We start from the raw sequence: 18,984 nt of genomic DNA, 5'->3' as shown, positions 1-18,984 counted from the left end.
ATGAGCACCCTATTCGACGTATTTACCTCCGCCATCAGTTCGGCCCTCCAATTCGTCTTTCGCGCTGTCGTCATCAAGTTCGGCACCTTCTTCGCCCTGTGGTTTGTCACAACAGGATTTGTCGAAGTGCTGAAAGGCACCGGGATTCTGCCGAAGGCTGACGCGCTCTCGAACGCCTTCGTGAGCATTCCGCCGTCAGTCTGGTATTGGCTCGAACTCATGGCGTTTCCCGAAGGTATGCCGATTGTCCTCGCAGCAATGGCAAACCGGTTCATGCTGCGCCGCATTCCTATGATGGGGTGATGCATGGCGATCAACGCGTACACCGGCCTAATGGGGTCTGGAAAGAGCTATGAGGTAGTCAGTAGCGTGATCGTGCCGGCCGTCATCGCCGGTCGCCGGGTCGTGACGAATATCGACGGCATTCAACCTGACGCCATCCGGGACTACTGCATCGACGTCAAGAAGGCAGACCCGGATGCCTTGGGGACTGTGCTGCCTGTCACAAACGACGATGTGACACGTGAGGGCTTCTTTCCCGACGAAACCAAGCCCGACGCCGAGTCGGTGGTTCTCGCGGGCGACCTCGTGGCCATCGATGAGGCCTGGAATTTCTGGTCGGTGGGCAACAAGCTCACGCCGGAGCACATGCGCTTCTTCCGAATGCACCGTCACTACGTACACCCTGAGACCGGCGTCGCGTGTGACGTCGCGCTCATGATCCAGTCAATCGGCGATCTGCACCGGCAATTGCGCTCGGTGGTCGAAATGACGTTCGTCACGAAGAAGCTCAAAGAGCTTGGCCTAAACCGAAGCTACCGCGTGGAGATGTATGAGGGCGGCAAGGTCACGAAGGCAAATCGCGTCGACACGTTTTCGAAGATGTACAGCAAGGCGATTTTCCCTTTGTACCAGTCATACGCGGGCGGCAAGGGTAAAGAGCGCGCCATCGACAAGCGCCAGAACAAGCTCGCCAACCTGCGAATCTGGTTCATCTTCCTAGTGATGGTCGGCGTCGTTGGAGTAAGCGCCTGGTACATCACCGGCTTTTTTCGCGGCGACCACTTGCAGGGGAAAAAGCCGGTGACGGAAGCTGCGTCTGCATCAGGGGTCTCGTCGAATGAACGAGGCGTTGCCCCTCGGCATGATCCAACGTTCAGCACGGACTGGCGCGTGGCGGGCCGCTATACCATCGACAGCGAGCGTCACGTTGTCGTCGCAGACAGTACGGGCCGTCTACGTGTTGAGTCCCCCGCAATGTTCCAAAACAACGGTATTGCCACCATCGGCACTATCGATGGCCGACGTGTCACTGTCTGGTCGGGAAGCCGAGCCAGTGCAGGATTCATGGGGGACGCGCAATGAAGCGGATTATCTCCTCTCTCCTCTGGACTGCATGCGCGGCAGCGCTCGCCAGCGAGACAGCGCCAGTGCCTGCGCCGATCGACTTCAACGGCTTTTTGCCGCAAGAGGAATACTCGCCACTGGACCTCACCAGTCGACCAATGCTCGAAGCCGAGTTGCGACGAAAGCGCAACGAAGCGCCACCGGCGGCAAGGTTGAAAAAGCCACTCACCGGGGTGTTCGATTTCCAACTGGTGAACGTGTCCCAGCTCGTCACGTTGCTCTATGGTGAGGCGGTCAAGACGCCGTACGTCATTGCGCCGGAGGTGTTGCAGGACCAACGCCTCGTATCCTTCAGGTACGACACCAGGCATGGCGACCTGAAGTCGTTCCTCGCGTTGTTCCTGGAGTCTCTGGGGTTCGGCGTCGAGATGCGGTCGGGCGTCGATTTCGTATTCAAACGTCAGGAGGCAGAGGAAAGCCACGAATCCGCGCGAGAGACGTTCGTCTACCGCCCGCATTATCGCGACACGGCCTATCTCGCGCGGCTGGTCAGCCCATTGTTTCGCGGCCAGTTCACCGTCAATCGGCCAGTATCCGCGCCTTCCGAAGCTCGCGTAGATGGGAACGTCCCAGAAGGCTCGGCGGCGTCGCTGATTGACCAGCGCGGCGATACGTTGCTATTTCATGGCACGCCTGAGGAAGTCGCCACACTCAAACGTCTGCTGCCGCAACTGGACACCCCCATGGGCGAAGTCAGCGTTCGCGCGGCTGCATATGAGGTCGTCAACAGCTCTGAGCGCGGCTCCGCGTTTCAACTCGCGTTAGATCTGCTCTCGAAAGGACTTGGGATCGAAGTAACGGTCAACGGCGACAAGTTCGGCAACGCCATCCGCCTGAAGGCTGGCGACTTCTCCACTGTCTTCTCAGCGCTGGCCAAAGATACCCGCTTTCAGGTCATCAACAGCCCGAACCTGCGCATTCGCTCGGGAGCTAGGGGGCGTCTCACGGTCGGCCAGAAGGTGCCTATCCTCAAGTCTGTGAGCTATCCACGCGGTGGCGGCGAGCCGGTGCAGTCGGTCGAATACCACTCCTCGGGGGTCATCTTCGAGCTGGCCCCCACGGTGAAAGACCGCATCATCGACTTACGCGTCACACAGCAGATCAGTGATTTCGTGAAGACGACGACGGGCGTCAACAATTCCCCGACGCTCAACACGCGAGAAGTCAGCACCGAAATCAGCCTGCACGACGGCGACGTGATCCTCATGGGCGGACTCACGACCAACAAGAGCACCGACAACCGCACGGGCCTCGCCTTCCTACCCCGCTTTCTCGACAGTCATAGCGACTCGTCATCCAACACGGAGATCCTGTTGATGCTCCAGGTCGAGCGAGTGAGGGAGTCTAGCGTCGGGAGTGTCGGCGCCGATGCCGAAGCTGAGGGTGCCCACGAGCCGACCAGCGAAGTCCGGACCGATGACGCGCGGCCCAGCGCGGCCCGCGCGACCGAGCAGCGGGTAGCACCGCTGACGCCGGCCGAAGCCGCACCGTTGACCGCACATCCCCTCACTGAAAACCGCTTTGCCGTCAGTGCTGTGCGTGAAGTGGCGCTGAGGTCAGAGAGGGCGACGCGCCGGCCGCCCCCGCCGCCCGCAGGGGCGAGGACGGCGGGGGCGCGCGAAGCGCGCCCCTATATTTATATCAGTAACACTTAACGTACAAACATCCGGCAAGCCCCCCGCAAAGGCAAAAGCACTCCCCCCGAAAAAGAGAAGGCCCCGACCGCGGGAACGGTTCGAGGCCTGTACATCAACACGACAATCAGGAGCTGTCATGCTTGAAACGAGTGTAAGTGATTATCCCTTCCGTCGCGAGTACCTCGTCGGTGGTCGGGACTTTGGCGATGGTCAGGTGGAAATCGTCGTCACGCAGTTTGACCGCTACATGCGGGCACAACAGCTTCACATGATGCCCAAAGCGAAGCGCGGCGAATCCGAGAAGAAGGAAGACAACCGCCTTGTGGCGGCCAAACGGGCCAAACAGCAGGTCAGATTGCGCTGTAAGGCCATGCACGCGGATCGCATGATCACGCTGACGTACCGGGAGAACATGGAGGACAAGGAACGCCTCAAACGCGACTATGACAAGCTGCGGCGTCGTTTGGGGAAGCTCCATGACTTCCAGTATATCGCCGTCCCCGAACGCCAGAAGCGCGGAGCGTGGCATCTGCACATCGCCGTGAAGGGACGCCAGAACTACCGGGTGCTGCGTGCGATCTGGATTTCAATCGTTGGAGAGGACAACGGCTATGTCCGAGTGTCCAACCCGTTCCGGCAAAAAGGCTTGCGCCACAAGCTGGCGGCGTATCTGAGCAAGTACATCACGAAAGACTTTGCCGAACACGAGATGAACGAGAAGCGCTATTGGACCAGCAAGGGTATCGCGGTTCCTGAGCGGCAACCTATCGCCCACATCCTTAACGACGAACCCGAAAAGGCCATCGTGACCGCATTCGAAGCGGCGGAAGCCTGGGGCGCGCGCTTAGATGACTGTCAGGTGTTCTGGGACGACTGGCAGGGGTGTCTATGGCTGGCAACGAGGGAGAGCTGACGAATGGATACCTTCTTAACCCCAGAGGAGATTCGATACCTCACCGGTAGACAGGTGAAGGCAAAACAGGTGGATGCGCTGAGGCGGATGGGGATTCCGTTTTTTGTAAATGCGCGGGGCATGGCGATTGTGGCGCGAGTGGCAATCGAGGGGAGGGCAACTGCGTTGCCCGTGTTCAAGGGCTGGAAGCCCAAAGTACTAGGTGGTTAAGTGGGGCGGAAACCTACGAAGAATCTAAATCTGCCGCCGGGCATGCGTGCCCGTGTTCAGCGAAGCGGCAAGTGCTATTACTACTTTGATACCGGAGGGAAGCCTAGGCGAGAAATCCCGCTCGGATCGGATTTCGTCGCGGCAGTCCAGAAATGGGCCGAACTTGAAACGGCCCCCCCGGAAAAGGTCGCACCGTTGATCACGTTCCGACATGCTGCACAACGGTACATGCGTGAAGTTCTGCCGTTGAAAGCCCCTCAGACACAGCGAGGGAACCTGCGGGAACTGGATCGCTTGTTTCAGTTTTTCGATGACCCGCCTGCACCGCTCGCAGAAATCAAGCCGTTGAATATTCGGCAGTATTTAACGTGGCGCGTGGACGAGTCTAAGCGCATGGCAATCGCAAAGGGGCAAGCCTTACCGGTCGCGGGAGGGCAAACGAGAGCAAATCGTGAATTGGCACTGTTCTCCCACATCTTCAATAAGGCGCGAGAGTGGGGGATGACGGATCACGCGAACCCGTGTGCGGGCGTCTCGAAGTACCGAGAGAAGGGGCGCGATGTCTATATCGAGGATGGAATGTATGACGCCGTTTGGAGTGCGGCAGACGAAGCATTGCGGGACGCGATGGACTTGGCGTATCTAACAGGCCAGCGTCCGGCCGACGCCCTTAGGTTCGATGAGAAGAACATTCGCGATGGAATGCTCTGTATCCAGCAAGGAAAGACGGGAAAGCGGCTCCGAATCTCGATTCAAGGAAAGTTGGCTGAAGTCCTTGAAAGAATCCGCACTCGGCGGCGATTGCAGCCCGTCACAACGTCGGCTCTAATTTTCGATGCATCTGGCCGAAGACTGACGCAAAGGGGATTAAGAGGCCGATTTGATGCTGCGCGCGAAGCTGCTGGCATTTCGAAAGAGGTGTTCCAGTTTCGAGACCTTCGAGCCAAGGCCGGTACCGACAAAGCGGAGGCGACCGGGGACATTCGCAAAGCGCAAAAGCAGTTGGGGCACAGGTCGCTGGCGATGACGGAACACTACGTGCGGGACCGACTGGGCGACAAGGTTGAACCGACGAAATAACCGGTTTTGCGGAGCAAAATACGAATTGCGGAGCAGGGCAGAAAAGGGCGGAATCGCCGAATGCCTTGAAATCACTGTGGTGCCCAGGGCCGGAATCGAACCGGCACGCCTTGCGGCGGGGGATTTTGAGTCCCCTGCGTCTACCAATTTCACCACCTGGGCAGGTGTGCGTTCACCGAGCGGTGTCGCAGCGTGACTCGTTCAATGAACCTAACGGCTCACCGGACGAAGGCGAGATTATGACCGAAATTCTTCGCGGCCACAAGCCCGCCCCCGTCGGTGTTCAATGAACTTGCTGTTGACTCTCGAGCACGCGCAGCAGCGACGACGTGTCGTCATGCCCCCAGCCGCGCTCCATCAGCGCCGTCAGTTGGGCTTTCACCAGTGACAGCGCCGGCAGCGAGAGCCCTGCGTCGGCCACGGCGTCCAGGATCATCGCGAAATCCTTGTCGTGCAAGCGCGCTTCAATGCCCGCCGCAAAGTCGCGATGGGCCATCTTCGGCCCCATCATGTCGAGCATTCGACTGCCCGCCAGCCCCTGCGAAATCGCTTCGATGACCTTGTCCTGATCCACGCCGTTGCGCGCCGCGAACAGCATCGCCTCCGCAATGCCCTGGATATTGATCACCTGCACGATCTGATTGCACGCCTTCGCCACCTGACCCGCCCCCACGTCGCCCACATGCGTGATCGTCGTGCCCAACACCGACAGCAGTGGTTTGACCTTCTCGAAGACGTCAGGCGACGCGCCGACCATGATCGACAGCGAGGCGTCGGCCGCGCGCGACGGCCCACCTGACACCGGCGCGTCGACGAGCGCGATCTCTTGAAGCGCCAGACGCGCCGCCATGCGCCGCGTCGCCTCTGCCGAAATCGTGCTGTGATCCACGCAGATCGTGCCAGGGCGCGCCCCATGCACCACGCCGTCCGGCCCGAGCAGCACCGCCTCTACGTCCTGTGTCGTCGTGACATTGGTCACGACGAAGTCGGCATCGGCGGCCGCCTGTGCCGGCGTCGCGAACGCTTGCGCGCCCTGCGCGACAAACGAGGCCGCAGCCTCCGGCCGGCGCGCGTAGAGATGCAACCGATGCCCCGCCGCCATCAGATGACGAACCATCTGGCCGCCCATGGCGCCCAGCCCGATAAACGCGATGGTGTAGGTCGTCATGCCGGGATCAATTCGAGACGTAGACGAACTTGCCGTTCTTGATCTGCCCCATCACGCTGGCGCGCTGGTCAAGCCCCACGTGGTCCTTCGGGCTTAGATTCATGATGCCGTTCGGAATGGCGAGATTGTGCGTGGATTCGAGTGCATCGCGCAGCGCCGCGCGGAATGCCGGCGTGCCCGGTGCCGCCACCTTCACGGCGCGCGGCACGGCATCGTTGAGCAGATCCCATACGCCATAGGCGTCCGCGGCGAACTGCGTAACCGTATCGGGGCCGTACTTGGCCTCGTACTGCTTGGTGAACGCCAACGCCGCCGTGCGCGCCGGATGCCCGGCCGGCAACGTCTTGGCAACCACACCCGGTTGCGTCGGGAACAGCGTGCCTTCCACGTCCTTGCCCCCCACGCGAACAAAGTCGTACGTGGCGATGCCGTGCGTCTGGTAGATCTTCCCCGCATACCCGCGCTCCTGCAACGTACGCTGCGGCAATGCGGCGGGCGTGCCCGATCCGGCCACCAGGACAGCGTCAGGCTTGGCCGCCATCAGCTTCAGGATCTGGCCCGTGACGCTCGTGTCCGTGCGGTTGAAACGCTCCTGGGCTACGACCTTGATCTTGCGAAGTTCGGCAAACTTCGAGAACTCTTTCCACCAGCTCTCGCCGTAGGCATCGGCAAAGCCGATAAAGCCCACCGTCTTGATCCCGTGGTTGGCCATGTAGCGCGTCATCACGTCGGCCATCGCCGAATCGTTCGCGGCCATCTTGAAGGCCCACCGGCGCTTGGCATCCTGCGGCTCCACGGCGACGGCCGAACCGATCAGGGTGATCATCGGCGTCTCGGCCTCGGAGATCGGGTCGAGCATGGCCAGCGCGCTCGGCGTGATGTTCGGGCCAACGATGACGTCGACCTTGTCTTCACTGATGAATTTGCGCGCGTTCTTCACGGCCGTACCGGGGTCGGTGCCGTCGTCAAGAAAGAGGTAGTGCGCCTTTTGCCCGCCAATATGGTCGGGCCAAAGTTGCATGGCATTCTTGCTGGCGATACCGATGGCGGCCGCCGGGCCGGTCGACGAAAGATCGATGCCGACGGTGATATCGGCGCGAGCCGCCGTCACAACACCGGCAAGGGTCAGGGCAAGCAGCACGCCCGACAGGCGGATGCCGCGAAGAGGTGAGCGCATGGGGTCTCCTGTTGATCGAATCGCGTAAGCATACCGCACCGCATGCGTTCGGCCAGCGAAGAAAAATAGTGCCAGGCCGACCCCGGAATGCGGGGCGCGGCACGTCCCGTGACCGGGCGTGCCGCGCGCTACTTTTCCCCAACGCCCCTGGAGGGCTTAAAGCTCGTAACTCTCGTGTTCGCCGCGCAAGGCTTGCTCGACCAGTTTGCGAGTCAGGATCGGCGAGAGCAGTTCGACCATCGTGAACACGTAGCCTCGCAGATAGGCGCCCTGTTTGAGGGCGACGCGCGTCACGTTCGTGCCGAACAGGTGTCCGACCTGGAGCGCCCGGAGGTTACGGTCGCGCTCGGGATCGAACGCCACCCCCGCCAGAATGCCCACGCCAAGCCCCAATTCCACATAGGTCTTGATGACATCGGCGTCGATCGCCTCGAGCACGATGTCCGGCTGGACATGGCGCAGCGCGAAGGCCTGATCGATCTTGGCGCGGCCGGCGAATTGGGGGTCATAAGTAATCAGCGGATATTTCGCCAGATCCTCGATGCCCACGGACGGGAGTTGCAGCAGCGGGTGATCCGGCGGTACCACGGCCACGTGCTGCCATTGATAGCAAGGCAGCGACACCAGATCCTTATAGCCGGCAATCGCTTCGGTCGCGATGGCCAGATCCGCCTGATCGTGCAGCACCATTTCTGCGATCTGCGTCGGGCTGCCCTGCAGGATCGAGAGCCGCACCTTCGGATACCGCCGCTTGAACTCGGCCACCGCGTGCGGCAGCGAATATCTCGCCTGCGTATGCGTCGTGGCGATCGCCAGACTGCCCTGATCCTGCGCGGCGTAGTCCTTGCCGATCCGCTTGAGGCTTTCCACCTCCAGCAGGATCCGCTCGACGGACTCGAAAATGATGCGCCCGGGCTCGGTCAGATTACGGATGCGCTTGCCATGCCGGGCAAAGATGTCAACCCCGAGCTCTTCTTCCAGCTCGATGATGGCCTTCGAAACACCCGGTTGGGAGGTAAACAGCGCCTTGGCGGCAGCGGTCAGGTTGAAATTCTGGCGTACGGCTTCGCGCACGAAGCGGAACTGGTGCAGGTTCATTTGTATAACTTTCGAAAATATACAAACAATTTTTAATTCGTTTGAAGTATATAGCGTTTTCATTACAGTGGGTGCCACTGTTTCGATAACGTTATTCCCGCCAGGCATTAAGCACCAACAGGAACGTCATACATGTCGCTGTGGCTCGAACCCCTCTCCGGATTTGGCGTCGGCCTGCTGGTCGGTCTGACCGGCGTCGGCGGGGGCTCGCTGATGACGCCGCTGCTCACGTTGTTGCTGGGCTACGCGGCGCCGGTCGCGGTCGGCACCGATCTGGCCTTCGCGGCGGTGACCAAGAGCTTCGGCACGGTCGCGCATCGCTCGCACGGCCACGTGAAGTGGCACATCGTGCGCCGGCTCACACTTGGCGCCTTGCCGGCGGCGCTGGTGACGATCGTTGTCCTGAAGCGCCTGGGTGGCATCGACGACGCGGCGCTGCATGTCATCAAACTGACGATCGCGGCCTCGGTGCTGCTCACGGTGCTCTCGCTGCTGTTCCGCGCCAAGCTGCTGGCGGCGCTGCGCACCCACCCGAACTGGCAGTTGACGGGCCGCAAGCAAGTCGTGGCCACCGTGCTGGTGGGCGCCGTGATCGGCGTGCTCGTTACGATTTCCTCGATTGGCGCCGGTGCCGTTGGCGCGACGCTGATTCTGATGCTTTACCCGCAGTTGGAACCGGCCGAAGTCGCCGGAACCGATATCGCGTACGCGGTGCCGCTGACGGCCATCGCGGCGCTGGGTCATATTTGGCTCGGGACCGTGCACTGGGCACTGCTCGGCAGTCTGTTGATCGGCTCGCTGCCTGGGATCTGGCTGGGTGCGAAGCTCACCCGTCATCTGCCCGAGCGCGTGGTGCGCGGGGCGCTGGCGGCAACGCTCACGCTCGCGGCAGTGAAGCTGGTCGGCTGACCCCCACAGACAACAAGGAGTTCGCGACATGCGAAACGAATCCCGCTGGGAACCCACGCAAGCCAATACACCGTCGAACGGGGCCGATGCCGAGCATCAGGACATGGCGCTGCTCGACGAGATGGAAGCCGTGCTGGCCGAGCGCCTCGCCCGCATCGCGGGTTCGCATCGCAATGTGAAGTTTGCCAGCAGTCTGGCCGCTGAAGACATGCTCATTACGCACGTGATTCTGCGCCGGCAACTGCCGATCACCGTCTTCACGCTCAATACCGGGCGTTTGCATGCCGAGACGCTGGGCATGCTCGATCAGATCAAATTGCGCTATGGCTACGACGTTGCGCAGTACGCGCCGCAGGCCGATGCCGTCGAGACGTACGTGGCCGAGCACGGTGCGAATGCGTTCTACGAAAGTGTGGACCTGCGCAAGGCGTGCTGCCAGATTCGTAAGGTCGAGCCGCTGGGCCGCGCGTTGGCCGACGCCGACGCCTGGCTCACCGGCCAGCGACGCGAGCAGTCGATCACGCGCGAGGAACTGGCATTCGCCGAGCACGACGACGCGCGGGGCATCGCCAAGTACAACCCGATCTTCGACTGGACCGAAGCGCAGGTGTGGGCCTATCTCACGGCACGTGACGTGCCGGTCAACCCGCTGCATGCGCGCGGCTACCCCAGCATCGGCTGCGAGCCGTGTACGCGCGCCATCCGCCCGGGGGAGGACAGCCGCGCCGGGCGCTGGTGGTGGGAGTCACGCGACAGCAAGGAATGCGGATTGCATGCAAGCAACCTGAGCCAGATCCCGGTGTCCGTGCAGTCGCGCTGAGGCATCGGGCAGGGCGCCGGCGGATCAGGCGAACAGGCGAACAGGCAAGACATATGACGATGTGACGACCTCAAGCGGCGGCGCATCGTGACGAATCGAATCACGGAAATTTCGGAATCATCAAGGAAGGGAACACTATGGGTGCGATGCACGAAGTCGCGCAAGCCAACGGCTCGCGTATGGATCATCTGGACTGGCTCGAAGCCGAATCGATGTACATCCTGCGCGAGGTCGTGGCGGAGTGCCGCAAACCCGCGCTGCTGTTCTCGGGCGGCAAGGATTCGGTCGTGGTGCTGCACCTGGCGCTCAAGGCCTTCGGCCTGGGCCCGAACCGCAAGACGGTACTGCCGTTTCCGCTCGTCCATATCGACACCGGTCACAACTATCCGGAAGTGATCGAGTTCCGCGACCGTCATGCAAAGGCGCTCGGCGCCGAACTGGTCGTAGGTCACGTGGAAGATTCGATCGAGCGCGGCACGGTCCGCCTGCGTCGCGAGAACGATTCGCGCAACGCGGCGCAGGCCGTGACGCTGCTCGAAACCATCGCCGAACACGGCTACGACGCCATGATCGGCGGTGCGCGCCGCGACGAAGAGAAGGCTCGCGCAAAAGAGCGTATCTTCTCGTTCCGCGACGAATTCGGTCAGTGGGATCCGAAGGCGCAGCGTCCGGAACTGTGGCATCTGTTCAATGCGCGTCTGCACAAAGGCGAGCACCTGCGCGTGTTCCCGATCTCGAATTGGACCGAGCTGGACGTGTGGCAATACATCGCCCGCGAGAACCTCGATCTGCCGTCGATCTACTACGCGCATGAGCGCGAAATCGTGCGTCGCAACGGGTTGCTCGTGCCGGTCACGCCGCTCACGCCGAAGCAGGACGACGAGTCGAGCGAACTGGCGTCGGTGCGCTTCCGTACCGTCGGAGACATCAGTTGCACGTGCCCGGTTGCCAGCGTGGCGGCGAGCCCGGTGGAGATCATTGCCGAGACGGCCGTGACCGACATTACCGAGCGCGGTGCCACCCGCATGGACGATCAGGCATCGGAAGCCGCGATGGAACAGCGCAAGAAGCAGGGCTATTTCTAAGGCGCCGAACGGCCGCCATCCGCCCTAAGTACAGACACATCGGCCCGCCGGGTGCGCAGATTCGCCGCGCCAGGGGCCACGCAAGCGAGTAAAGACATCATGAGCCTCACCCCGCATCTGGAAGACCTCGGCGTGCTGCGTTTCATCACGGCAGGCAGCGTTGACGACGGCAAAAGCACGTTGATCGGCCGTCTGCTGTACGACAGCAAGTCGGTGTTGACCGACCAGCTCTCCGCCATCGCCCGCGCCAAGCACAAACGTACCGCCGGTGAAGACATCGACTTCTCACTGCTCACCGACGGCCTTGAAGCCGAGCGCGAGCAGGGCATTACCATCGACGTTGCCTACCGCTACTTCACGACCGCGCGTCGCAAGTTCATCATCGCCGACACGCCGGGCCACGAGCAGTACACGCGCAACATGGTCACGGGCGCATCGACGGCGCACGCCGCGATCATTCTGGTCGATGCCACGCGCGTGACCGAAGTCAACGGCCAGACGGAGTTGCTCGCGCAGACGAAGCGCCACAGTGCCATCGTCAAACTGCTGGGCCTTCAGCACGTCATTGTCGCCATCAACAAGATGGACCTGATCGACTACAGCGAGACAGCGTTCAACGCCATTCGCGCCGCGTATCTGGATCTGGCGCAGCGCCTGGGGCTGACGGACGTGCGCTTCGTGCCCGTCTCCGCGCTCAAGGGCGACAACATCGTGTACGCGAGCGAGCGCATGCCGTGGTATCAGGACGAACCGTTGCTCGACATGCTCGAATCGCTGCCGGTCGCGCAGTCGGGCGGCGAACTGCGCTTCCCGGTGCAACTGGTGGCGCGTCAGGACGGCGCTCATGCCGACGACTTCCGCGGCTACATGGGGCGCGTGGAATCGGGTTCGGTGCGTGTCGGACAGGCGCTGCGCGTGCTGCCGGCAGGCCGCACGGCGAGCGTCGCCGAGATCATCGGGCCGCGCGGCTTGCTCGAGGAAGCGTTTGCGGGGCAGTGCGTGACGATTCGTCTGACGGAAGACGTGGATGTGTCGCGCGGCGACACGTTCGTGGCGGGTGCCTCCACGCTGGAGCCGTCGCGCAAACTGGCGGCCGACGTGTGCTGGTTCGATGAGGATGCCCTCGCGCCGCAGCGCAAATACCTGCTCAAGCAGGCGACCAGCACGGTGTACGTGAAGGTCGGCAGCGTGGACACGGTGCTCGACGTCAGCACGCTCTTGCACGGCACGGATAAGGCGACCCTCGCCATGAACGACATCGGCCGTGTGCAATTGAGCTTGCAGAAGCCGGTGGCCGCCGACACGTATGACGCGAACCCGGCCACGGGCGCGTTTGTGTTGATCGACGAAGCCACGCACCACACGGTGGCGGCGGGCATGATCCGCAGCCTCGCGGCGTAATTATTGCGTATTGCACATTGCGTTACCCGGCGCACGGTCCCCCGGATGGGGCCGGCGCCAATCCTCACGAACCATGGCGACATCATGACGGTGACTTCCTCGCAAACCGGTACGGCGCCGGGCAAGGTCTATCTCGTTGGGGCGGGCCCCGGCGCGGCCGATCTGATCACGGTGCGCGGCGCACGACTGTTGGCTCAGGCCGACGTCGTGCTGCACGACGCGCTGGTCGAACCCGAGATGTTGGCGCTGTGCCCGCAGGCCAAGCGCATTGCTGTCGGAAAGCGCTGCGGGAAGCAATCGAGTGCGCAGCACTTCATCAACAAGCAGTTGATTGATCACGCGCGGACCCACGCGCTGGTCGTGCGCTTGAAGGGCGGCGATCCGATGCTGTTCGGTCGCGCCGACGAGGAGTTGCGCGCGCTGGAGGCGGCAGGCATTGCGGTGGAAGTCGTGCCCGGCATTACGGCGGCGCTGGCCAGTGCGGCAGCGCTGGGACGTTCGCTGACGTTGCGCGGCGTGTCCCGCAGCGTGGCCTTCGCCACGCAAAGCCGTGCGCCCGAGTCGGCCGAGATCGCGGCGCAGGCGTCGGCCGATTCGCTCGTCTATTACATGGGACGAGACAGTGCCCAGCGCATTGCCGTGGAATTGATCGCGGCCGGCAAGCCCGCAACGACACCCGTGGCGATCGTGGAGGCCGCCACGACATCGCGCGAGCGACGTGTGCGCCTTACGCTGGACGACGTTCGCCAAGGGTTGGCGGCGTCGTGGTTCGACGCGTCGCAGCCGAGTGTCCTGCTCATCGGCGAGGCGTTCGCACATGCGGATGCCGCGTCGTTGCACGAGTGGGCGACGCAGGCGGCGATGGCGGCCTGACGGCGCGCGCTGGCGAGCGTCAGCGGTTGTCGTAGGGGCTGGTAGTGGTTGACGAACGCGGGCCCAGGAAAAACGGCGTCACAGTGTGCACTGTGACGCCGTTTCTCATTTTGGGTGATGCTCTGCCGCCCTGCCGAGATGGGGCGATTTCCCTCAACTGCCGTCCATCATCCTGCCGCAATAGTCGGCGAGGGCGTCGAGCACTGTGTCGTCCTCGCCGATGGCGGCGCTCACGCGCAAGTCGAGGTGGGGATGGGCGGCGCGGCAAGCGTCGGCGAGCGCCGGAAGATCACGCCTCACGTGGCCACCCTGGCCCAAAAAGACCGGCACCAATGTGATATCGAACGTTCCCTTCGAGGTCATGGTCGCCACGGCGTCGCCGAGGTTCGGTGTCATCAGTTCCAGAAAGGCTAGCTGAACGTCGGCGTCGGGACGCCGGGCGCTCAGCTTGTCGCGCAGACGCTCGAACGGTTCGGCCCAGCGCGGGTCGCGGGATCCGTGGGCGAACAGAACGATGCCGGGTTTGCTGGACATGTTCGGCGGCTCAGTGTTTATCGACCCAGCGCAAAGCCGCGATGGCGAGCACCAGATAGAGTAATGACGGTAACGCGGCGGTGAACCACGCCGGCCAGGTGTTGAGCAGGCCCAGGTGCGAGAACAGGTTGTTGATCAACTGGAAGCTCATGCCGAGCATGATCCCGCCGAACACCTTCAGGCCGATGGCCCCGGCGCGCGCGTGCAAGTAAGCGAACGGCAGCGCCAGCGCCATCATCACAAAGACGGCCAACGGGTACAGCAGCTTCTGCCAGAGCGCGAGATTGTAGCGGTCGGTGTTCTGCTGGTTTTCCTTCAGATGGCCGATGTAGCTGTAAAGACTGCCGATGGCCATGTTGTCGGGCGAGACCATCAGCACGGACAGGATCTGCGGCGTGAGTTCCGAGCGCATCTGCACCGTGGCGATATGCACCTGTTTGCTCTGCACCAGGGCGCGCAGCGGATCGGTGCTGGCCGTGGCGTCGTCCGTCGCGCTGAAGACCGTTTCGGACACGTCCGTCAGCTTCCAGAAGTTCGGCGCGTCGAACTGCCCCAACTTGGCCAGTCGCACGCTGTCGAGACGCAACTTGTCGTCGAATTCGTAGATGCGAACGTCGGCAATGGTGTTGTCGGGATTGAGCGTGCCGACGTTGATGAAGCGGGTGAGGCGCGAGCCGTCCTGATCGACGGTGTCCTTGACCCAGACACCGGAGCGAAACCCGGCCGAGACCGAACTGCCCAGCGCTTCGAGACGAATCTTCTGCGCGAGCTGCTCGGCATTCGGCGCGACATACTCGCCGATGATGAAGGTGATCAGCACGATCGGGAAACCGATCTTCAGCAACGAGCGCAGCGCCTGACCGGTCGAGAGCCCCGAGACGCGGAAGATCGTGAATTCCGAGTTCCCCGCCAGTTGTGCGCAGACATAGATGGCGGCAATGAGCGCGGCGACCGGAATGATCTCGTACATGCGCTGCGGCGCGAACAGCAGCACATAGGCGAGGGCATGCTGGAAGCGGTATCCCCCACGGCCGACGTCGCCCAGTTCGCTCACCAGGTCGAAGAAGACGAACAGGCCGACGAACGCGAGCAGAACGAACAGGAACGCCAGATAGATTTGGCGAGCAAAGTATTTCTCATAGATGCGCATCAGCGAGTCCCTCCCGGTGCGGGCATCCCGCCGGATCGGTTGAGACGACGGCGACCGAACAGTCCACGGAAGCGCACGCGGCGCAGGTATAGAAGCACGATGACGACCATGGCCAGCGCGTGCAGCAACCACACGCCGATGGCGAGCGGCATGCGCTCTTGCGCCACCCACGCCTGCGAGAGGCTCAACAGGTTGGTGTACGCGAGGTAAATGAGCACGGCCATGATCAGGTTGACGGTGCGGCCGTGGCGGGGGTTCTGATAGGCCAGCGGCACGGCGAGCAACACCAGCGCGAGCGCGAGCAGCGGCAGGCCGATACGCCAGACGATCTCGCCGCGGAAGATCGGGTTATGGATCTCACGGAACAGGCGCAGGGTCGGAACCCCCTTGGTCGGGGTGTTGTCGGTTGGCGCGGCTGCCGGGTTGTCGATCTTCACGCCATAGCGCTCGAACTCCATCACACGGTAATCGGGCTGGCCAGGCACGCCGTCGTAGCGACGCCCCTTTTCCAGCACGATGTAGCGATTGCCGTCCTTGGCCGTCTCGATATGCCCCTCTTTCGAGACGACCACGCTGACCTTGCCGTTTTCGGTACTGGAGACGAAAACGTTGTGCACCTTGGTCGCGTCCGGCGAAACGGTCTCGACGAAGAACACCCGGTGGTTGGCGGCGCTTTCGCGGAACTGGCCCGGTGCGATCATCGAGACGTCGTCGCGCTGGGCGAATCGGGCTTCGAGCGCGGAGATCTGCTGGTTCGCCCACGGCCACGCCACGAGTGCGCAGAACGTAATCACGGCCAGATAGGGCGCGGCAAAGCGCAGCACCGGCTTGACGAAGTGGGTGATCGACAGGCCCGAGGCGAACCACACGACCATTTCGGAGTCGCGATACCAGCGGGTGAGCACGAACAGGATCGAGACGAACAGCGTCACGATCAGAATGATGGCCAGGTAGCCGATCACGGCCAGGCCGATGAGCACGAGGACGTCGCGCGGGTCGGCTTTCCCGGACGCGGCGAAGCCCAGGATGCGGATCATCATCGTGGTGAGCATGACGGTGATCAGCACCATGAAGACGGCCCCGGCGGTGTAGTTCAGCTCGCGCTGCAGGGAACGCTGAAAAATCATGTGATGGCGATTGGGGTGCTCTCGCGGTTGGGCGAGCGGGGAAAAAAGCGGATAATTGCGGATCGTACGAATTTTACCCGAGGAAAGCGCGATGGACTTTAGCACAAAAGCCTTCGATTCGACCAAGGCCGGCCAGGCCGGCCTTGCCAACGCCAAGACGGAGTGTCTGGTGGTCGGTGTGTTCGAGCAACAGCCGCTCGCAGGGCTCGCCAAGGCGCTGGATGTCGTAAGCAAGGGCCTGCTCGCCCGCATGGTCAAGCGTGGCGAACTCGATGGCAAGCTCGGCAGTACGCTGATGCTGCATGAGGTTGCCGGATGGAGTCAGGCACGTGTGCTGTTCGTCGGTCTGGGCCGCGAAGACCAGTTCTCGCCCAAAAACTTCAACGAAGCCGCGCGCGCCGCCGCGCGCGCGGTGCTGGCGTCGCGCGCGACCGATGCCATCTGGACGCTGCCGCAAGCCGCGGTGGCCAAGCGGGACACCGCCTGGGCCGTGTGCGCCTCGATCCTCGCCCTGCGCGAGGCGACCTACCGTTTCACGCAGATGAAGAGCAAGGCCGAGCCGGCCAACACGGCGCTGCGCAAGGTGCTCTTCGCGGTGGCGCCCGAGGACCTGAAGGCGGCCAAGGTCGCGGCCAAGCACGGCGAGGCGATCGCCAACGGCATGGCGCTAACCAAGGACCTCGGCAACCTGCCGGGCAATGTGTGCACGCCGACCTATCTGGCCGACACGGCCCGCAAGCTCGCGCGCGAGTTCAAGCTCAAGGCCGACATCCTCGGGCCGAAGCAGATCGAAGCGCTCAAGATGGGCTCGTTCCTGTCGGTCGCCCGGGGGTCGGTGCAGCCGCCGCAGTTCATCGTGCTCAAGTACGAAGGCGGCGCCGCCAAGCAGGCCCCGATCGTGCTGGTCGGCAAGGGCGTGACGTTCGACTCGGGCGGCATCTCGATCAAGCCCGGTGAGGGCATGGACGAGATGAAGTACGACATGTGCGGCGCGGCCTCTGTGCTCGGAACGATGCGTGCCGTCGCCGAGATGGGCCTCAAGCTCAACGTCATCGCCATCGTGCCGGCCACGGAGAACATGCCGGGTGGGCGTGCGACGAAGCCGGGCGACGTGGTGACCAGCATGTCCGGCCAGACGATCGAAGTGCTCAACACCGATGCCGAAGGCCGCCTGATCCTGTGCGACGCGCTCACCTATGCCGAGCGTTTCAAGCCGGCCGCCGTGATCGACGTCGCCACGCTCACGGGCGCCTGCATCATCGCGCTTGGTCACGTGAACACGGGTCTCTTCTCGAAGAGCGACGCGCTCGCCGACGAACTGCTCGCGGCCGGTCGCACGGCGGGCGACACGGCTTGGCGTCTGCCGGTCGAGGAGGAGTATCAGGAGCAGCTCAAGTCGAACTTCGCCGACATGGCGAACATCGGCGGGCGCCCGGCCGGCAGCGTGACGGCAGCCTGCTTCCTGTCGCGCTTTACCGAGAAGTATGAATGGGCCCACCTCGACATCGCCGGCACGGCATGGAAGAGCGGGGCGGCCAAGGGGGCGACGGGGCGTCCGGTGCCGTTGCTTACGCAGTTCCTGATCGATCGCGAAGCCCGGTGACGCGCGTCGACTTCCACACGCACGTGGCGAACCGGCTCGATTACGCGTGCCGGTTCGCGCGCAAGGTCTACGGCGCCGGACAAACGCTCGTGGTTGTCGGTGAGCCCGACGTGCTGCGCGCGTTCGACCAGACGCTCTGGACGTTCTCGCCGCTGGAGTTCGTTCCGCATTGCTTCACTCAGGATCCGCTTGCCCCGCAAACGCCCGTCGTGCTGGCCACCCTCGATGAAGAGGTGCAGCATCATCAGGTGCTGTTGAATCTGGCGGGCAGCGTGCCGACGCACTTCGCACGCTTCGAACGCGTGGTCGAGATCGTGGGCGACACGCCGGACGAATTGTCCGGCGCGCGCGAACGCTATCGTTTCTACCGCGATCGCGGCTACACCCTCAACAATTACGACCAGAGAGGCGGATCGTGACGAACGAGCCCGAGCGCACGGACCCCGGCATTCCCACGCTGACCGAAGTGCTCGCCCCCGGGGAGGCAACGCCGTTGCCGGATACCGCACCGGCCGCCGAGGTGGGTGTGCCGGCCGATGTCGCGGTGTTTGCCGAGCGTGTGAGTGCCCGGCTCACGCTGCAACTGGCCGATGAAATCACGACGATGGTGGAGCGCCGCTGTCACGACGCACTGATCGACCAGACGTCCTGGCTGGTGCAACTGATCGGCAAGCAGGTCGCCGACGCCTTGCAAGCGCAATTGCCGGACCGAATCCGGCAGGCGGTGATCGAAGAGGTTGCGAAGCAGGTTCGCTCGTAGCGCCCAGGGGGACGGGGGGGGCCGGCGGCGGC

General features: G+C 63.0%; 20 protein-coding genes and 1 tRNA gene. 14 read left to right on the top strand and 7 right to left on the bottom strand.

The genetic code is table 11. The features are described from left to right. From PCE31107_RS15425 to PCE31107_RS15400, 6 genes are all read left to right on the top strand, one after another. On the top strand, positions 1–303 hold the full coding sequence (locus tag PCE31107_RS15425) for a DUF2523 family protein (RefSeq protein WP_150609625.1): 303 nt from the start codon (positions 1–3) through the stop codon (positions 301–303). Positions 304–306: 3 nt separating this feature from the next. Next, a complete protein-coding gene (locus PCE31107_RS15420) occupies positions 307–1,365 on the top strand; it encodes a zonular occludens toxin domain-containing protein (RefSeq protein WP_150609623.1) in 1,059 nt (352 codons plus the stop codon). Continuing rightward, complete coding sequence (locus PCE31107_RS15415; protein ID WP_174966684.1) at positions 1,362–3,062, top strand: type II secretion system protein GspD; 1,701 nt, start codon at positions 1,362–1,364, stop codon at positions 3,060–3,062. The genes PCE31107_RS15420 and PCE31107_RS15415 overlap by 4 nt, the downstream gene beginning before the upstream one ends. Positions 3,063–3,180: 118 nt before the next feature. Continuing rightward, positions 3,181–3,957 carry a rolling circle replication-associated protein gene (locus PCE31107_RS15410; RefSeq protein ID WP_174966683.1) on the top strand — a complete coding sequence of 259 codons (777 nt, stop codon included), beginning with the start codon at positions 3,181–3,183 and terminating at the stop codon, positions 3,955–3,957. A 3-nt stretch (positions 3,958–3,960) separates the two neighbouring features. Beyond that, complete coding sequence (locus tag PCE31107_RS15405; RefSeq protein ID WP_150609621.1) at positions 3,961–4,167, top strand: DUF4224 domain-containing protein; 207 nt, start codon at positions 3,961–3,963, stop codon at positions 4,165–4,167. 228 nt (positions 4,168–4,395) lie between these two features. Further along, the gene (locus tag PCE31107_RS15400) at positions 4,396–5,247 is read left to right on the top strand and encodes a tyrosine-type recombinase/integrase (RefSeq protein WP_246181846.1); all 852 of its coding nucleotides are present in this window, start codon (positions 4,396–4,398) and stop codon (positions 5,245–5,247) included. 77 nt (positions 5,248–5,324) lie between these two features. Here PCE31107_RS15400 and PCE31107_RS15395 read toward each other — a convergent pair. The 4 genes from PCE31107_RS15395 to PCE31107_RS15380 form a co-directional block, all read right to left on the bottom strand. Then, positions 5,325–5,409: transfer RNA gene (locus tag PCE31107_RS15395), tRNA-Leu, on the bottom strand. Positions 5,410–5,530: 121 nt separating this feature from the next. Beyond that, positions 5,531–6,415, bottom strand: a complete 885-nt coding sequence (locus PCE31107_RS15390) for an NAD(P)-dependent oxidoreductase (protein ID WP_130025167.1) — start codon at positions 6,413–6,415, stop codon at positions 5,531–5,533. Positions 6,416–6,422: 7 nt separating this feature from the next. After that, the gene (locus PCE31107_RS15385; RefSeq protein WP_150609617.1) at positions 6,423–7,592 is read right to left on the bottom strand and encodes an ABC transporter substrate-binding protein; all 1,170 of its coding nucleotides are present in this window, start codon (positions 7,590–7,592) and stop codon (positions 6,423–6,425) included. Positions 7,593–7,748: 156 nt separating this feature from the next. Continuing rightward, a complete protein-coding gene (locus PCE31107_RS15380) occupies positions 7,749–8,690 on the bottom strand; it encodes a CysB family HTH-type transcriptional regulator (RefSeq protein WP_130025169.1) in 942 nt (313 codons plus the stop codon). A gap of 132 nt (positions 8,691–8,822) precedes the next feature. Between PCE31107_RS15380 and PCE31107_RS15375 the strand changes: the two genes are divergently transcribed. From PCE31107_RS15375 to cobA, 5 genes are all read left to right on the top strand, one after another. After that, a complete protein-coding gene (locus tag PCE31107_RS15375) occupies positions 8,823–9,599 on the top strand; it encodes a sulfite exporter TauE/SafE family protein (protein ID WP_130025170.1) in 777 nt (258 codons plus the stop codon). A 103-nt stretch (positions 9,600–9,702) separates the two neighbouring features. Beyond that, complete coding sequence (locus PCE31107_RS15370) at positions 9,703–10,419, top strand: phosphoadenylyl-sulfate reductase (RefSeq protein ID WP_150609822.1); 717 nt, start codon at positions 9,703–9,705, stop codon at positions 10,417–10,419. Between the two features lie 137 nt (positions 10,420–10,556). Further along, positions 10,557–11,504: a sulfate adenylyltransferase subunit CysD gene (gene cysD, locus PCE31107_RS15365; RefSeq protein WP_017235586.1), complete on the top strand. Its 948-nt coding sequence runs from the start codon at positions 10,557–10,559 to the stop codon at positions 11,502–11,504. Between the two features lie 99 nt (positions 11,505–11,603). Then, on the top strand, positions 11,604–12,905 hold the full coding sequence (locus tag PCE31107_RS15360) for a sulfate adenylyltransferase subunit 1 (protein WP_150609615.1): 1,302 nt from the start codon (positions 11,604–11,606) through the stop codon (positions 12,903–12,905). A gap of 84 nt (positions 12,906–12,989) precedes the next feature. Next, positions 12,990–13,778, top strand: coding sequence for a uroporphyrinogen-III C-methyltransferase (gene cobA, locus PCE31107_RS15355; protein WP_150609614.1), 789 nt, complete (start codon positions 12,990–12,992; stop codon positions 13,776–13,778). Between the two features lie 153 nt (positions 13,779–13,931). On the opposite strand, the gene PCE31107_RS15350 is transcribed toward cobA, so the two are convergent. Genes PCE31107_RS15350 through lptF form a run of 3 tightly spaced genes read right to left on the bottom strand, consistent with a single transcriptional unit; the run spans position 13,932 to position 16,589 of the window. After that, positions 13,932–14,312 (bottom strand): sirohydrochlorin chelatase, encoded by a 381-nt coding sequence (locus PCE31107_RS15350; protein ID WP_150609612.1) that lies wholly within the window; start codon positions 14,310–14,312, stop codon positions 13,932–13,934. A gap of 10 nt (positions 14,313–14,322) precedes the next feature. Then, positions 14,323–15,462, bottom strand: a complete 1,140-nt coding sequence (lptG, locus tag PCE31107_RS15345) for an LPS export ABC transporter permease LptG (RefSeq protein ID WP_130025174.1) — start codon at positions 15,460–15,462, stop codon at positions 14,323–14,325. After that, on the bottom strand, positions 15,462–16,589 hold the full coding sequence (gene lptF / locus PCE31107_RS15340) for an LPS export ABC transporter permease LptF (protein ID WP_150609610.1): 1,128 nt from the start codon (positions 16,587–16,589) through the stop codon (positions 15,462–15,464). The genes lptG and lptF overlap by 1 nt, the downstream gene beginning before the upstream one ends. 91 nt (positions 16,590–16,680) lie before the next feature. On the opposite strand from lptF, the gene PCE31107_RS15335 reads away from it, so the two are divergent. Genes PCE31107_RS15335 through PCE31107_RS15325 form a run of 3 tightly spaced genes read left to right on the top strand, consistent with a single transcriptional unit; the run spans position 16,681 to position 18,952 of the window. Then, a complete protein-coding gene (locus PCE31107_RS15335; RefSeq protein WP_150609608.1) occupies positions 16,681–18,192 on the top strand; it encodes a leucyl aminopeptidase in 1,512 nt (503 codons plus the stop codon). Next, positions 18,189–18,611, top strand: a complete 423-nt coding sequence (locus tag PCE31107_RS15330; RefSeq protein ID WP_130025176.1) for a DNA polymerase III subunit chi — start codon at positions 18,189–18,191, stop codon at positions 18,609–18,611. The genes PCE31107_RS15335 and PCE31107_RS15330 overlap by 4 nt, the downstream gene beginning before the upstream one ends. Next, entirely contained in the window at positions 18,608–18,952 is a 345-nt protein-coding gene (locus PCE31107_RS15325) for a DUF2486 family protein (RefSeq protein ID WP_165385242.1), read from the top strand. The genes PCE31107_RS15330 and PCE31107_RS15325 overlap by 4 nt, the downstream gene beginning before the upstream one ends. Positions 18,953–18,984 lie beyond the last annotated feature (32 nt).

It is taken from the genome of Pandoraea cepalis (assembly GCF_902459625.1).
GTDB lineage: Bacteria > Pseudomonadota > Gammaproteobacteria > Burkholderiales > Burkholderiaceae > Pandoraea > Pandoraea cepalis.
This window is presented reverse-complemented; position numbering and strand designations above follow the sequence as displayed.

What these genes read in the sequence shown, in the direction of transcription:
- PCE31107_RS15425 (WP_150609625.1), top strand. Translation starts at nt 1, where the DNA reads ATGAGCACCCTATTCGACGTATTTACCTCCGCCATCAGTTCGGCCCTC.
- PCE31107_RS15420 (WP_150609623.1), top strand. Translation starts at nt 307, where the DNA reads ATGGCGATCAACGCGTACACCGGCCTAATGGGGTCTGGAAAGAGCTAT.
- PCE31107_RS15415 (WP_174966684.1), top strand. Translation starts at nt 1,362, where the DNA reads ATGAAGCGGATTATCTCCTCTCTCCTCTGGACTGCATGCGCGGCAGCG.
- PCE31107_RS15410 (WP_174966683.1), top strand. Translation starts at nt 3,181, where the DNA reads ATGCTTGAAACGAGTGTAAGTGATTATCCCTTCCGTCGCGAGTACCTC.
- PCE31107_RS15405 (WP_150609621.1), top strand. Translation starts at nt 3,961, where the DNA reads ATGGATACCTTCTTAACCCCAGAGGAGATTCGATACCTCACCGGTAGA.
- PCE31107_RS15400 (WP_246181846.1), top strand. Translation starts at nt 4,396, where the DNA reads ATGCGTGAAGTTCTGCCGTTGAAAGCCCCTCAGACACAGCGAGGGAAC.
- PCE31107_RS15390 (WP_130025167.1), bottom strand. Translation starts at nt 6,415, where the DNA reads ATGACGACCTACACCATCGCGTTTATCGGGCTGGGCGCCATGGGCGGC.
- PCE31107_RS15385 (WP_150609617.1), bottom strand. Translation starts at nt 7,592, where the DNA reads ATGCGCTCACCTCTTCGCGGCATCCGCCTGTCGGGCGTGCTGCTTGCC.
- PCE31107_RS15380 (WP_130025169.1), bottom strand. Translation starts at nt 8,690, where the DNA reads ATGAACCTGCACCAGTTCCGCTTCGTGCGCGAAGCCGTACGCCAGAAT.
- PCE31107_RS15375 (WP_130025170.1), top strand. Translation starts at nt 8,823, where the DNA reads ATGTCGCTGTGGCTCGAACCCCTCTCCGGATTTGGCGTCGGCCTGCTG.
- PCE31107_RS15370 (WP_150609822.1), top strand. Translation starts at nt 9,703, where the DNA reads ATGGCGCTGCTCGACGAGATGGAAGCCGTGCTGGCCGAGCGCCTCGCC.
- cysD (WP_017235586.1), top strand. Translation starts at nt 10,557, where the DNA reads ATGGGTGCGATGCACGAAGTCGCGCAAGCCAACGGCTCGCGTATGGAT.
- PCE31107_RS15360 (WP_150609615.1), top strand. Translation starts at nt 11,604, where the DNA reads ATGAGCCTCACCCCGCATCTGGAAGACCTCGGCGTGCTGCGTTTCATC.
- cobA (WP_150609614.1), top strand. Translation starts at nt 12,990, where the DNA reads ATGACGGTGACTTCCTCGCAAACCGGTACGGCGCCGGGCAAGGTCTAT.
- PCE31107_RS15350 (WP_150609612.1), bottom strand. Translation starts at nt 14,312, where the DNA reads ATGTCCAGCAAACCCGGCATCGTTCTGTTCGCCCACGGATCCCGCGAC.
- lptG (WP_130025174.1), bottom strand. Translation starts at nt 15,462, where the DNA reads ATGCGCATCTATGAGAAATACTTTGCTCGCCAAATCTATCTGGCGTTC.
- lptF (WP_150609610.1), bottom strand. Translation starts at nt 16,589, where the DNA reads ATGATTTTTCAGCGTTCCCTGCAGCGCGAGCTGAACTACACCGCCGGG.
- PCE31107_RS15335 (WP_150609608.1), top strand. Translation starts at nt 16,681, where the DNA reads ATGGACTTTAGCACAAAAGCCTTCGATTCGACCAAGGCCGGCCAGGCC.